Genomic DNA, 13,160 nt, shown 5'->3' on the forward strand with positions numbered 1-13,160 from the left:
AGCCTGAATTTTTTCTTTCTTAAAGCAAGATGATTTCTTACCGCAGGATCGCTAACGCAGGCTGGATCCCTGCTGATTGGCAAATTTCACCGCTTCACGCTGCTTTTTCAGCCCGCGCCAGCCGATGATCAACATGATTGTCAGCACTGGAATCGTTGCAATTGTCCAGGTGCCGTTCGGGTAATCAAACGCCATTAGCCCTAACACACTGACTAAAAAAGCCAGCGTCAGCCATGATGTTACGGGCGCACCGGGCATTCTGAACGCAACTGGCTTGGCTTTCCCCTGACGAATTGCTTTACGCAACTGCATCTGGCACAGAATGATGAATGCCCAGGAGCAGATAATACCGAGCGAGGCGATGTTCAGGACGATCTCAAACACCTGTGACGGCACTACGTAGTTAAGCACCACACCGATAATGTGGATGCAGACCGTCACCAAAATACCGGTATAGGGTACGGACTGGTTGCTCATTTTCGACAGGAAGGCGGGCGCTGAGCCACCCAGCGACAGCGAGCGCAGAATGCGACCCGTCGAATAGAGACCGGAGTTCAGGCTGGACAGCGCGGCAGACAGCACCACGATATTCATAATCGTGCCGATATAAGGAACGCCCAGTTTGCTGAAGAAGGTTACGAACGGGCTTTGTCCGGCCTGATACGCGTTCCACGGCAGTAGACAGACCAATAGCGCAACAGAACCGACGTAGAACAGACCGATACGCCAGATAACGCTGTTGACCGCTTTCGGCAGTATCTGTTCCGGATTTTTACATTCGCCCGCCGTGGTTCCGATGATTTCGATACCGGCAAAGGCAAATATCACCCCCTGAACCAACACCAGTGCGGGCAGAATGCCGTGTGGGAACAGGCCACCGTTATCGGTAATCAGATGCAGGCCGGGCGTGTTGCCGTCTAGCGGGCTGCCGGTGCCAAGATAGACCGTGCCGACCACCAGAAAAATGGCGATGGCCGCGACCTTAATCAACGCGAACCAGAATTCCATTTCGGCAAACCACTTCACGCCAATCAGATTCATCAGCGTGACAATGGATAGCGCACTTAGCGCGAATAGCCACTGTGGTACATCGGCAAAGGTGCCCCAGTAGTGCATATAGAGTGCGACGGCAGTGATGTCGACAATCCCGGTCATCGCCCAGTTGAGGAAGTACATCCAGCCTGCCACGTAGGAGGCTTTTTCACCGAGAAACTCGCGCGAATACGAAACGAAGCTGCCGCTGGTGGGGCGATGAACGATCAGCTCGCCCAGCGCACGCAGGATGAAAAAAGAGAAAATGCCGCAAACCAGATAGACCAGCGCTAGTGCTGGCCCTGCCATTTGCAAACGCGCACCCGCGCCAAGAAACAGCCCGGTGCCGATGGAGCCGCCAATCGCGATCATCTGTACGTGGCGGTTGCCCAGACTTTGGTGATAACCCTTTTCGTGGAGACGCTGCTGAGTGGTTTGATGTTCACTATGGGGGGAAGAATGTTGTGTCATTGATATTGATGTTTTCCTGTCTGTCACGCATCCTGTGGTGACGTGTTCGCTATGATTATTTAAGAATCAAATGGTTATTTTTTACCTGCGGCGTTTTTTTATGTCGTACATCCCTGTACGCCACCCTTCGGGCCGTTGCTACGCAACGTTGAAAAACGCTCCCGGCGTTTTTTTATTTGTGCGCTGAGCGCGGTAAGTCGCATGGCCGAGAATAACGGCAGCGATGCTACCTTTTCCTGTGTTCTGTGGCAAAAAATGGAGAGAAGGAAAGTGTGTCAGAGCATGATGGCGTGTGGGATTGCAGTGCGTTAGACGGGAAACAAACTCAACTGCCCCGGGTACATGATGGATATCCGGGGTGGGATGAACAGCAAAAAAGTGACGAATTATGCGCCGACGTCCGCGCGCGTTGGCCCTTGAAAATGTATTGCGTTGATATGGCAACTGCGCGGTTGCGTAAGCACAAAACGCATCGCTTCCCCTAATGCGCCTTCCAGCCATTGTGCGGCACTTAGCACGAGAACATCGACGGGCGTGTGGTCTTCCAGCAACTGTGCGGAAAAATCTCTGACTGAATCAGGATGGGCAATATCGCACTGATAGGCGCGAGCTGTGCCACCTTCCCGATGAATGATGTCCACGCTGGCCTGTGCATCGGCCTGTTTGCGGGCGCAAAGATCGACTTTCACCCCTTCGCGAGCTAGCCAGACGGATACCGCTTGTCCAAAGTCGCGGCCACCGCCAGTGACAATCGCGCGTTTACCTTTCAGCATCATATGTTCCCCCAACGCCTATTCTTCTGTCCCTATGCATCCGACAACGTGGCGAGATGCTGCATCAATGCGTTCGTTATATTTTCGGCGAATCGGCCTGTGCGGCGTCTTCTTCTGCCTGTCGTAAAATGGCTTTGGCGACCCATTGCGTGACATCCTGAATGTTATCTTCTTCCAGATTCCAGATATCTTTCAGTACCAAGAAAACTTCGGAGCCATAAATGAGCGATAAGGCGTAAATCACCCGCTGTTGTGCTTCCGGTGTGATCTTTCCTTCCAGCGGTTCGGTGGCGATCTTGAGCAGGCGTTTACGATTGCCGCGCGTCAGCGTATCGGAATGCAGTCGGTTAGAACGGCGGTCGGCCCACTGTTGAAGCGAAAGGTGCAGCGCTGCACGCAGCGCACCTTCATGCTCCAGCATCCTTGGGTAAGCAAAACGCAGCAATTCGGCAACGCGTTCGCTGGCATCCGGTTGTGTCGGGTGCCATGCAAGGATGGGACCAAGGCTTTCGCCCACAACGGCCGATACTAACGCACTTTGCGTCGGAAAATAGCGGTATGCCGTCGCGCGTGAAAGCTGGGCCGCAGCGGCAACATCAGTAATGGAAGGGAATATACCTTGATCGAACATATTCATGGCGGTATCGATCAGTAAACGACGGGTTTTCGCCCGTGTTGATGTCAGTTTTTCATCCTGTTCAATCACATAGACCTCATTGAATTTTCGGGCCGGAAGCTATCAGGCAGCACGGCGTTATCGCCTGAACTATAGCAAATTGAGCGATTCTTGTGCCACGTCAAGCTTTCTTACTGGTAGTGTGTAGTCATACATAACATTTTGAGACTTTTATCTCATTTGTTTATTTAATGATTTGCCTTTCTGATACTCAAGTCTCAATATGGCGATAAATTAATCTTTTCTATTTTTGTTTTCTTGTAATTGTTATTTATATCAATCTGTTAATTTTTTATCTGGCGATGGGAGGGATACCAAGTGGGAAGTGAAGTTGGCAGCGTTTATATTGCAAGTACAACGGATACTAAAGGAAAAGAACAGGTTTATGTCCGCGAGCTGATTGCCGCAACGGGCTTGAAAACTGTCACGGTCGATCTGTCAACGCATTCGCGGATGTCGGATGCAACAGATATCAGCGCAGAAACGGTGGCATCTTACCACCCGCAAGGCGTATCGGCGGTATTTTGCCATGACCGAGGGCAGGCTATTAGCGCCATGGCCGTTGCATTCGAGCACTTCATGCTGTCCCGTGATGATATTGCTGGTGTGCTTGGGCTTGGTGGTTCCGGCGGTACGGCGCTGATCACGCCCGCTATGCAGGCGTTACCAATTGGGATGCCGAAGCTGATGGTCTCAACGATGGCCTCCGGAGATATCTCCGGTTACATCGGCGCTAGCGATATCAGCATGATGTATTCCGTCACCGATGTCGCAGGTCTGAACCGCATTTCCCGTCAGGTTCTTGGCAACGCTGCGCACCAGATTGCTGGAGCCGTGAAGTTTCATATTCAGGAACATCATGAAGATAAGCCCGCGATTGGCCTGACCATGTTTGGTGTCACGACGCCCTGTATTCAGGAAGCCAGCAAATTGCTGGAAGCGGAGTTTGACTGTCTGGTCTTCCACGCGACGGGTAGCGGCGGGAAAGCGATGGAAAAGCTGGTGGATAGCCATTTGCTCACTGGCGTGCTTGACCTCACCACGACCGAAGTGTGTGATTTACTGTTTGATGGCGTGCTGGCCTGCGGGCCGGAACGATTTGATGCGATCGCCAATACGCGAGTGCCTTACGTGGCGTCCTGCGGTGCGCTGGACATGGTGAATTTTGGCTCTCCTGCCAGCGTGCCGGAGAAATACGCACATCGTCTGTTTTACAACCACAACGCACAGGTCACTCTGATGCGTACCACGATAGACGAAAACATCGCGATGGCACGCTGGATTGGGGAGAAGCTTAACCGCTGTGAGGGCGAGGTACGTTTTCTGATCCCGGAAGGCGGCTTCTCCGCATTGGATGCGCCGGATCAGGCATTCTGGCACCCCGAAGCACGTGCCGCGTTTATCAACACGCTGGAAAACGTCGTCCAGCAAACGGCAAGACGACAGATCATTCGTCTGCCTTTCCATATTAACGATCCTTTATTTGCCCACGCGACTGTTGATGCGTTCAGGGCGTTACTGAAGTAAAAGGGAGAAGGCATTATGTCAGGCATAAATCGTCAGGAACTGCTGACAAGATTCCGCGCAATGATCGCCCGCCGTGAACCGATTATCGGTGGTGGTGCGGGAACCGGGCTTTCCGCAAAATGTGAAGAAGCGGGCGGCATCGATCTGATCGTGATCTACAACTCTGGGCGCTATCGTATGGCGGGGAGAGGGTCGCTGGCTGGCCTGTTGGCCTACGGCAACGCGAATGAAATCGTCGTGGATATGGCGAAAGAAGTGCTACCGGTTGTAAAGCACACGCCGGTGCTGGCGGGTGTTAACGGCACCGATCCTTTTTGCCAGTTTGATAAGTTTCTGGATGACCTGAAAGCGCTGGGGTTCTCTGGCGTGCAAAACTTCCCAACCGTGGGGCTGATTGACGGTAATTTCCGCGCCAATCTGGAAGAAACTGGCATGGGGTATGCGCTGGAAGTGGACATGATTCGTCTGGCGCATGAAAAAGACATGCTGACTACACCTTATGTGTTCAGTGCAGAAGATGCGGTTGCGATGACGAAAGCGGGGGCGGATATCATTGTGCCACACATGGGATTAACGACTGGTGGCAACATTGGGGCAGAAACTTCGCTTAATCTGGCGGATTGCATTCCGTTGATTAACCACTGGGCGGATGCAGCAAAAGCAGTGCGTAAGGATGTGATTGTGCTGTGTCACGGTGGGCCGATTTCAACGCCGCAGGATGCACAGTTCATTATGGATCACTGTCCACAGTGTGATGGTTTTTACGGTGCCAGCTCCATGGAGCGGCTACCGACAGAAATAGCGTTAACGGCTACGACACAGCAATTCAAAAAAATTAAGCGTTAACACACTTTTTGGCTCTATACCCGCTGATGTCCTAAAGCAGGAGTGAAGGCGGGTAAATTTTGCGCCAATATCAGGGATACGGCCAGCGTAGGCTGGCCGACATTTTATGTGAACGAAGGTTAGAACATACCTTCAAACGGGTTCCAGCTTTTGCTGTTCCGGGTTTCTTTCAGGTAGTAGGCGTAGTTGGCGGTTGATCCCCACATAACACTGAGAGCAAGGCCAATAGGCGTGTCCATATTTTCGGGGATCGTGACGTCAAAGATGATTTGAATAAAATTGACAATAATGCCAATAGCAATAGTAATAGCAAATAGCGTCAGATTTTTTCGCCATAATCCAAGTACAAAGAAGTAAATTAGGCCAAAAAAGAAAGCTATAAAGTTGAAGTTAATCCGTATTTTTTCGAAAAAACTGAGGTTTTTTAATGCATTCTTATGGGCTGGCGTATTGGGTGCGCCAAACTCATTATAAAACGAGATGCGGGTTTGCCATTTTTTTGAGTATTGCTTCTCTACGGTGTTTTCCATAACAGATCCCTTATTTTGTATCGTGAATAATATTGCTGTAAATAATTTCGGTAGCGATTTTACTGGCTGGGTTTCCTTATCGCCACTATGAAGTTTTTTTGTATTACTTTCCGTTAATACTTTTTTTGTACCTCACTGTGGTAATTGAGTGTGGTTATTAGTAGCGTGCTAATTTTTAGCTATTATGACCGCGTTAATCACATCGGTAGTAGGGTTAATCAACGGTGAGGCTAAATTTACTCGTCGCGGGAAATTTATTTTCATAATTAATTATTCTTATTATTTTAATTAATGCAGAATAATTGATTGATATAAGTAAAATTTAATATTGCGATTAACACCTGCCTCTGCTCGATTTCTTCATGTAATAGCAAGAAATAGCGGTGTTTATTGGCGTTAATCGAGCGTTTATTATCGACTCTTGATTCCTCTATCGCTCAGAAACTCTGTTTATGCTCAGGAAAAAAGAAGTACTGAATAGCGTTTTAGGTCGCGCCGGTAAGAAATCCACTGTTATAAATGCTATTTTTCACAGTGCAGGAACTTCGGAGAAATAGCGATGACATGGCGTATCACGATAGGATTAATAACAAACTTACTACTCAGTTTTACCGTTATGGCAGATACGGGGGTCGGGTTTCAACAAATAACCCTGGCTGATGGGGTTAATAATAGGTCGTTGGATGTCGCCGTATTTTATCCTGCCTCGTCATCACAACAGGCTACGATAATTGGTGAGAATGTTGTTTTTCCCGGTATCGCAGTGAGCAAAAGTGCTGTGCCTGAATCCGGTGAACATCCTTTGATTGTGGTTTCACACGGTTATGGTGGGAGTTGGTTTAATCAGCTCTGGCTGGCGCAAGCCTTAGTCAAGCAAGGTTATATTGTTGCCGCGCCTAATCACCCAGGAACGACGACTAAAGATATGCGGATGGAGAACGCTCAAGAATTGTGGCAACGGCCTAAGGACATCAGCCGCGTCATTACGGCATTACTTGCTACGCCGGAAAAAACGGGACAGGTTGATGCGAAGCGCATTGCCGCTGTGGGTCATTCGCTGGGAGGGTGGACGGTGCTTGAGCTTGCGGGTGGACGTTTCAGCACAGATCAATTTGAACGGGACTGTCTGACACACGTTGGGCTGGCTTCCTGCAATGTTTATGAAAAGATGCAGGTCGCAAAAAGTGCCCCATCGCGCGCGCAGCTTGATACATCATTAGCCGATCGACGCATCGGCGCGGTGGTCTCGCTGGATATGGGGCTGGCAAGAGGGTTTACCACGGAGAGTCTGGCCGCAATAAATATTCCTGTCTTGATTATGGCAGCGGGGTATCCCAATGAAGAACTACCTGCCGAACTGGAATCTCACTATCTGGTGCAGAAAATGTCGCCAGCGCATTCAGCGTATAAGGAAATTGCTGACGCGACGCATTTTAGCTTCATGCAGCTTTGTAAACCGGGTGCCGTTGAGATCATCAACGCCGAAAACCCAGGAGACGGCATGATTTGCCTCGATGGCGGTGAACGCTCGCGTGAGCAGATTCATCAGGAAGTGGCAAAAGATATCAGTGGCTTTCTTCAGACGGCGTGGCTGAAGCCGTAGCTTGTTCCTGAAGTGGGTACTGACTACGCCAGACGCTGGGACTCACGCCAGTTAACCGCAAAAACTCGCGGTTGAAGTTTGATTTAGTCTGAAACCCACTCTCCAGCATGATATCTGTGATGCGCGCATCCGTTTGGCTGAGGAGGCGCTTAGCCTCCTCGATGCGGTATTCATTTATCACCTGCGAGAAATTACGCCCGTGAACGCGATTGATGGTTTCGGACAGGCGTCTGAGCGGTATTCCCATACGTCGGCTTAGGCGCTGAAGCGTCATACTCGGATCGGTGTATAGCGTATGAGTGCGGATGAAATCATCTAACACTTTCGCCAGTTGGTGCTCATCGTCGGTAGCGGGGGGCGTTTCAGGTTTCTGGTCAGGTGGCGCGGCAAGTCCTGCTTGCGGTGATGTGCGATGCGTGATGATAAGCAGGGTCAATATCGCCAGCATGACAATATGGAATGCGGTGATGATGGTCGCCGCGCTATTACCGCGGTAGAAAGCGATATCTAGTGCAATCACCGTGTCAATCGCGCCGGAAACCAGGACATACAATCCTGCGATAAACGGTGCGCGTTTCCACATCGGCGATGGTGTTTGAAGATGGCGAGCGCGGTAAATCAGCGTAGCCCCATAACCGAAGTAAATACTCACCAGCGCTATATCGATGAGCGGAATGGTCGTTCTACTCTGAATCAAGCCTGCACCAAGGGTGAACAAGGACGGTAGCAGGTGAAAGAAAGGCAACTGCCGTCTGCGCATTAAGGCATTGGGGGCTTTCTCTCCAGGGGAGAAAAGGCAGAGCCATAGCAATGACGGAATCGATGCAGCAATAGCGGGTTGGATAAACAGGGGGAAGGCAAAATGGCTGCCCCACCGTAATGCCACCAGCGCCAGTGCAATACAGCTCACACCGATGAATATCGCCTCTGCTTTGGTATTACGCCTTTCAGTCTCTTTATTTTGAATATGCAGAAGCTGGATGCGAAGGAACAAAATAACCAGCAGAAGTGCGGTGATAAATGGTAAGGGAATCGTGGTCATATTGTGGGTCTGATGAGGCCGCGCCGCCGGAATAACCCCGGTAGCGCGGCGTTCTGTGGATCACGTGAATTAGCGGCGATAATTTTTCTGTGCCGTATTCACTTTGTACAGGTAGCGACGTGATTCACCAGACGGGTGCTTCGTCGTCAGCGTTTGGTAGACATCGCCCGGAGACATATTGTTGATAATGCCCACAGCGCGATCGCGGTCGCTGGAGAAGACGCGCAACACGCTGCCTGCGCCACCGTTATACGCGGTGATGACGGCGTAGCGTTTCGATGTCGGGTTCTCAATACCGGCCAGATAGCTGTTCTTCAGAATCGACAAATAGGCGGTACCTGCATCGATATTTTGTTCTGGATCGAACAAATAGCTGCGACTCGGCTGTCCCCATTTCCCTTTCATTTTGAAGACGTCACGTCCTGCGCTGTGCTGCACCACCTGCATCAGACCTAATGCATCGGAACGGCTGACGGCGTAAGGGTTGAAGCTGGATTCTGTCTGCATAATCGCCAGAATCAGCGACTCTTCAATACCGTAACGCTCGGAGGCTTTACGCACCAGCGGCAGGTATTTGTGCGCACGCTTATCCAGATGGTTAGGGACAAGCTGCATCGTGACCGACCAGATAACGTGCAGGCCAGAGGTCCGTTTTTGCAGACGGTTCTGGAGTAGATAATCCGCGAAGCTGGCAGCACGGCCTTCCCAGCGGATCGCTTGTCCGGTGTTATCCAGCACCTGACCGTACAGCAGCGGTTCGCGGCTGATTTGGATATCGTTAGCGTCGGAATACAGGTCGGTGTTACTGGCGTCATCGCCCATCAGCAGGGTGGTGATAATCGCCTGACGCAGGCTGGCGACGGAGTTGGTCGCTGAAAGGGTTTCGATCGTGATCGTACCGGCATCAAAGTTGATGTGGCTACGCGTCTGATATTGATCGGTGTATTTAACGTAGTCTTTCGGACCGGCGATCAGAACTTCATTCATCCCCCAGATATTTTCGATGTTGTTGGCAAATTGCCCCATCAAAATATCGAAAGCATTGGTATCCTTGAGAAATTCTTCGTCGTTGGTATTCCCTTTGTTTCCCGAACAGGAAACCAGCAACGGAGCAATCACCAGCAGAGCTAATATTTTCTTCATATAACAAGCCGTGTCGGAATAGGGACGTAAGCGGGCCCGAAAGCCCGCCATCTCAGTGGCTCGGAGGCGTGTAGCCTTCGATGTGAACGTCCTTCCCTTCAAACAGAAACTTGATCATCTCCTGTTCCAGTAGCTTACGGTCGTCAACATTCATCATGCTGAGTTTCTTCTCGTTGATCAGCATGGTTTGCTTGGTTTGCCACTGCGCCCAGGCTTCTTTAGAAATGTCGTTATAGATGCGCTTGCCCAGATCGCCGGGATAGAGCTGGAAGTCCTGCCCTTCGGCGTCGCGTTGTAAAAAAGTACAAAAAATCGTTCTGCTCATGCTTCTTCCTCATCAATTGCGCAGGCATTTAAACGTGTTGACTGTGGGTGAGCCAGTTCCCTCAGTAGGCGTTCTACCGGGGCGGCCAGTCCGACAGACGGCGGCTGCGCTAAGTTATACCAGAGACCCGCACCGTCATCCATGCAGGACCTGTTTTGTGAACGATCGTCCTGCGATACGTTCAGCCAGAGCGGAACAATATCCAGATGAAAATGGCTGAATGTGTGGCGGAACGCGACAAGCTGTTGCAATCCATCAGGATTCAGACCGCGTTGTTGCAGCCAGAGTTCCAATTCCTGACGTTCACTGAACTGTGGGAAGCAAAATAGCCCACCCCACAGGCCCACGGTAGGGCGCTGTTGCAGCCAGACCTGAGAGTCCTGTTGCATCAGCAGGAACCAGCCCGTTTTTTCCGGCAGTGTCTGCTTCGGTTTCTTACCGGGATATTGCGCCCAACTGTGGTTAGCGTAAGCAATGCAGCCGGTGTTCAGAGGGCACAGTTCGCACTTGGGGCGACTGCGGGTGCAAACCATCGCACCGAGGTCCATCATCGCCTGATTAAACTGGCTGACGCCTTCGGCGGGTGTCACATCCTCACTGCGCGCCCACAGTTTCTTTTCGACTTCTTTCTTGCCCGGCCAGCCGTCAACGGCGTAGCAGCGTGCCAGCACGCGCTTCACGTTGCCGTCAAGGATCGGGAAATGCTGGCCGAGAGAGAGCGACAACACCGCGCCTGCGGTAGAGCGCCCGACGCCCGGTAACGCCGCGACTTCATCAAAGGTGGTGGGGAAATCACCGCCGTGGCGCGACACAATGGTCTGCGCGGCTTTGTGTAGATTACGCGCACGGGCGTAGTAGCCCAGCCCAGTCCATAAGTGGAGCACTTCATCCAGCGGTGCTGCCGCCAGTGCGTTCACGTTGGGAAAGCGAGCCATAAAGCGTTGGAAATAAGGAATAACCGTGGTGACCTGCGTTTGTTGCAGCATCACTTCGGATAGCCATACTTTATAGGGCGTTTTCTCAAGCTGCCATGGCAGGGTTTTGCGGCCATAGCGTTGATACCAGTCCAGCACCTGATGGGCGAACTGTTGCGCTTGCATCATAAAATGGGGTCACTATCCGACAGGTAAAAAGTTTGACTGCGATTCCAGCACAGAGTGAATGTGCTGTAAACCGGAACTTTCCGAGGCAGTGGGCTTGCTAAACCGCGGTATCCTTGCATAATGCGCGTTTCCTTAATGTAATCGGACAGCAAGTAAGCACTCTTTATGATTAACAACGTCATTTCACCGGAATTTGATGAAAACGGGCGCCCGATGCGTCGTATTCGCAGTTTTGTCCGCCGTCAGGGGCGCTTGACCAACGGGCAACAGTTGGCGCTGGATAACTACTGGCCGGTGATGGGTGTGGAATATCAGACCGAACAGGTAGATTTTAACGCGCTATTTGGTCGTGACGCGCCAGTGGTGCTGGAAATTGGTTTTGGGATGGGAGCATCGCTGGTGACGATGGCGGCGCAGCATCCCGAACAAAACTTCCTCGGTATTGAAGTTCACCTGCCGGGCGTGGGGGCGTGCCTTGCTTCCGCACAGGAAGCGGGGATCAGCAATCTGCGCGTGATGTGTCATGATGCGCTTGAAGTACTGATGAAGATGATCCCCGATGGCTCACTATCCATGGTTCAACTCTTTTTCCCTGACCCGTGGCACAAAGCCCGTCATAATAAACGTCGTATCGTGCAGGTGCCGTTCGTCGAACTGGTGCAGAGTAAGTTGAAAGTTGGCGGTGTGTTCCATATGGCAACCGACTGGGAACCTTATGCGCAACACATGCTCGAAGTGATGACGTCTGTCGCTGGGTACCGTAATCTTTCCGATAATAATGAGTACGTTGTGCGGCCGGAATCCCGTCCGCTGACGAAATTTGAAGCACGCGGCCAGCGTTTGGGGCATGGCGTGTGGGATCTGATGTTTGAGAGGATAAAATAAAATGGCACAAGCTCGTAGCCGTCGTTTGCGTAAAAAACTGCACATTGATGAGTTTCAGGAATTAGGTTTTTCAGTCAGCTTTCGCTTTCCAGAAGGCACTGGCGTGGAAGACATCGATAAGCTGATGGATAAGTTCGTCGACGACGTCATTGAACCACAAGGCCTGGCATTTGAAGGCAGTGGTTATTTGCTCTGGGAAGGTTTGGTCTGCCTGCAAAAAATCGGTCACTGCACCGAAGAGCATCGTCAACTGGTTAGCCGCTGGTTGGAAGAGCAAAAGCTGACGGACGTGAAAGTCAGCAACCTGTTCGATATCTGGTGGGATCTGCCAGAACACCTGCTGTAATCCTTGGTCTTATCAAGGAATGCCTGAGCTGATTTTGGCTCAGGCGTTATTCGCCTCATCACTGGCATATTGCTATTTTCCCGCCACTGCCGTTGTTTTCTTCAGGAGAAAATATGTCGCGTAAAATGACCTTGGGTTTGTTGATGTTGCTGTCCTGGCACGCGCAGGCGGCTTACCAGTGCAACGTGAATCCGCAGGACGACATCATTATCAGTCCGCAGCAGGTACAGATCGTGGGTGCCAGCGGCAATTTACAACTTTCCCCGCAGGGCGATATCGTCCGTAACGGGACGCCATTGACCCTGAACGCCGAACAGCGCCAGAAATCCAAAGCCTATCAGGCGGATTTACGCCAGCAACTGCCGTGGATCGACCAAGGGGCGCAGCAGCATCTGGAAAAAGCGCGGGTCGCGCTGGATAAAGTCATCGTGCAGGAGCTTGGCAGCGACAGCAATGTGCGCAATCGTCTGACCACGCTGGATAAACAGCTTAAACAGCAGATGAACCGTATTATCGAACACCGCAGCGATGGCCTGACGTTCCACCATCAGGCGATCAAGCAGGTTGAGCAAGATGGCAAGCAAATCGTGCAGCAAAGCATGGGCGGCGTCTTGCAGGACAGCCTGAATGAAATGGGCGTAAAACAAATGTCCAGCGGCGGCAACCCGCTACAGGCGATGATGGGCAACCTAGGTGGTTTACAGAAAGCGATTCAGGCTGAGTGGAACAATCAGGAACTTGAATTCCAGCGCTTTGGTGATGATGTGTGTAGCCGCGTCACGTCGTTGGAAAACCAGCGCAAGGGCCTGTTGCAGTCGCTGAAGTAATTGTTCAGCGTTCTTGTGCATGCATTAAAGA

General features: G+C 51.4%; 14 protein-coding genes. 6 read left to right on the forward strand and 8 right to left on the reverse strand.

All coding sequences use genetic code 11. The features are described 5' to 3' along the window. Positions 1 to 51: 51 nt before the first annotated feature. The 3 genes from ansP to A8F97_RS01580 all read right to left on the reverse strand — a co-directional run bounded on the left by ansP (position 52) and on the right by A8F97_RS01580 (position 2,982). The gene (gene ansP / locus A8F97_RS01570) at positions 52 to 1,503 is read right to left on the reverse strand and encodes an L-asparagine permease (RefSeq protein ID WP_033071866.1); all 1,452 of its coding nucleotides are present in this window, start codon (positions 1,501 to 1,503) and stop codon (positions 52 to 54) included. A gap of 386 nt (positions 1,504 to 1,889) precedes the next feature. Then, positions 1,890 to 2,276: an SDR family NAD(P)-dependent oxidoreductase gene (locus tag A8F97_RS01575; RefSeq protein ID WP_015731036.1), complete on the reverse strand. Its 387-nt coding sequence runs from the start codon at positions 2,274 to 2,276 to the stop codon at positions 1,890 to 1,892. A gap of 76 nt (positions 2,277 to 2,352) precedes the next feature. After that, complete coding sequence (locus A8F97_RS01580; RefSeq protein WP_014700962.1) at positions 2,353 to 2,982, reverse strand: TetR/AcrR family transcriptional regulator; 630 nt, start codon at positions 2,980 to 2,982, stop codon at positions 2,353 to 2,355. A 288-nt stretch (positions 2,983 to 3,270) separates the two neighbouring features. Between A8F97_RS01580 and A8F97_RS01585 the strand changes: the two genes are divergently transcribed. Beyond that, positions 3,271 to 4,479 carry a Tm-1-like ATP-binding domain-containing protein gene (locus A8F97_RS01585; RefSeq protein WP_015731035.1) on the forward strand — a complete coding sequence of 403 codons (1,209 nt, stop codon included), beginning with the start codon at positions 3,271 to 3,273 and terminating at the stop codon, positions 4,477 to 4,479. A 15-nt stretch (positions 4,480 to 4,494) separates the two neighbouring features. Then, positions 4,495 to 5,325, forward strand: a complete 831-nt coding sequence (locus A8F97_RS01590; RefSeq protein WP_014700960.1) for a phosphoenolpyruvate hydrolase family protein — start codon at positions 4,495 to 4,497, stop codon at positions 5,323 to 5,325. A gap of 119 nt (positions 5,326 to 5,444) precedes the next feature. On the opposite strand, the gene A8F97_RS01595 is transcribed toward A8F97_RS01590, so the two are convergent. Further along, positions 5,445 to 5,855 carry a DUF2628 domain-containing protein gene (locus A8F97_RS01595; protein WP_014700959.1) on the reverse strand — a complete coding sequence of 137 codons (411 nt, stop codon included), beginning with the start codon at positions 5,853 to 5,855 and terminating at the stop codon, positions 5,445 to 5,447. A gap of 559 nt (positions 5,856 to 6,414) precedes the next feature. On the opposite strand from A8F97_RS01595, the gene A8F97_RS01600 reads away from it, so the two are divergent. Next, on the forward strand, positions 6,415 to 7,458 hold the full coding sequence (locus A8F97_RS01600; RefSeq protein WP_033071865.1) for an alpha/beta hydrolase family protein: 1,044 nt from the start codon (positions 6,415 to 6,417) through the stop codon (positions 7,456 to 7,458). Here A8F97_RS01600 and A8F97_RS01605 read toward each other — a convergent pair. The 4 genes from A8F97_RS01605 to mutY all read right to left on the reverse strand — a co-directional run bounded on the left by A8F97_RS01605 (position 7,421) and on the right by mutY (position 11,071). Then, positions 7,421 to 8,500: a helix-turn-helix domain-containing protein gene (locus A8F97_RS01605; protein ID WP_033071864.1), complete on the reverse strand. Its 1,080-nt coding sequence runs from the start codon at positions 8,498 to 8,500 to the stop codon at positions 7,421 to 7,423. The genes A8F97_RS01600 and A8F97_RS01605 overlap by 38 nt on opposite strands. Before the next feature lie 69 nt (positions 8,501 to 8,569). Then, the gene (gene mltC, locus A8F97_RS01610; RefSeq protein WP_033071863.1) at positions 8,570 to 9,643 is read right to left on the reverse strand and encodes a membrane-bound lytic murein transglycosylase MltC; all 1,074 of its coding nucleotides are present in this window, start codon (positions 9,641 to 9,643) and stop codon (positions 8,570 to 8,572) included. Positions 9,644 to 9,695: 52 nt separating this feature from the next. After that, positions 9,696 to 9,968: an oxidative damage protection protein gene (locus A8F97_RS01615; protein ID WP_014700955.1), complete on the reverse strand. Its 273-nt coding sequence runs from the start codon at positions 9,966 to 9,968 to the stop codon at positions 9,696 to 9,698. Then, positions 9,965 to 11,071 (reverse strand): A/G-specific adenine glycosylase, encoded by a 1,107-nt coding sequence (mutY, locus tag A8F97_RS01620; protein WP_014700954.1) that lies wholly within the window; start codon positions 11,069 to 11,071, stop codon positions 9,965 to 9,967. The genes A8F97_RS01615 and mutY overlap by 4 nt, the downstream gene beginning before the upstream one ends. A gap of 165 nt (positions 11,072 to 11,236) precedes the next feature. Here mutY and trmB point away from each other — a divergent pair, with 165 nt between their 5' ends. From trmB to A8F97_RS01635, 3 genes are all read left to right on the forward strand, one after another. Next, positions 11,237 to 11,956, forward strand: coding sequence for a tRNA (guanosine(46)-N7)-methyltransferase TrmB (trmB, locus tag A8F97_RS01625; protein WP_014700953.1), 720 nt, complete (start codon positions 11,237 to 11,239; stop codon positions 11,954 to 11,956). A 1-nt stretch (position 11,957) separates the two neighbouring features. Then, on the forward strand, positions 11,958 to 12,302 hold the full coding sequence (locus A8F97_RS01630; protein WP_005975848.1) for a YggL family protein: 345 nt from the start codon (positions 11,958 to 11,960) through the stop codon (positions 12,300 to 12,302). A 113-nt stretch (positions 12,303 to 12,415) separates the two neighbouring features. Next, entirely contained in the window at positions 12,416 to 13,129 is a 714-nt protein-coding gene (locus A8F97_RS01635; RefSeq protein WP_033071862.1) for a YggN family protein, read from the forward strand. The last annotated feature ends 31 nt before the right edge of the window (positions 13,130 to 13,160 follow it).

The organism is Pectobacterium parmentieri (assembly GCF_001742145.1).
Classification (GTDB): Bacteria; Pseudomonadota; Gammaproteobacteria; order Enterobacterales; family Enterobacteriaceae; genus Pectobacterium; species Pectobacterium parmentieri.